The sequence below is a fragment of the Pseudoalteromonas sp. SG41-2 genome (assembly GCF_014164535.1).
Taxonomy (GTDB): Bacteria; Pseudomonadota; Gammaproteobacteria; order Enterobacterales; family Alteromonadaceae; genus Pseudoalteromonas; species Pseudoalteromonas rhizosphaerae.
Genome location: NZ_JACJFK010000114.1, coordinates 1 through 583, shown reverse-complemented (window position 1 = coordinate 583; position 583 = coordinate 1). Strand labels below are relative to the sequence as shown.

The 583-nt window shown below is 38.4% G+C and carries 1 pseudogene; it reads left to right on the top strand.

The window, feature by feature from the left end:
• Positions 1 to 455 (top strand): annotated as a pseudogene (locus H5186_RS22695) (hypothetical protein); the annotation flags it as partial.
• Positions 456 to 583 lie beyond the last annotated feature (128 nt).

The window sequence follows — 583 nt, the reverse complement described above, 5'->3', positions numbered from 1 at the left end:
ATCGAGGCTCGTTAGGCTTTAGTTTGGGAAGAGGCATGCCTGTTACAAGTTTAATCCCTAAAAAATACCCTAAACATGGTAAAAGGGATTGCCAATACATAGTCGCGTTTGCTGATAGTTACGATGGGGCTTGTGGGTCGTGGACATTATTAACGGAGTTTATGGATAAAAATAAACCAATCCCTTTTGGGCTACTGCAGTCTGTTCAGGATTACCTCGACAAAGGATATAGCACAGTTTGGAAAGGCGATAAAATTGGCCCCTATATGGAAAATTACCCCCTCGATCCCGAGATAAAAAACAATTATAAATATGTTTTTCATACGGATATTGATGGCGAAAAAGAATACCCGAGGGATGAAGTTAATTATGTTATTGCCCCCTTTAGTGATGACCCCGTATTGCTAGAGAAAAATATAAAACGTGCCTACGAGCTCAATATTTTACTTTTGTGATTAAAGTTATTTAAAAATAGATTTACAGGCCAAACGCTCTTTAACAATCAGAAAAGGAATTCAAACCTAGGCGGTGTATGCTGCCTAGGTTTATCGACAGGTTGATGATTAGAAGGCGCAATTAATAA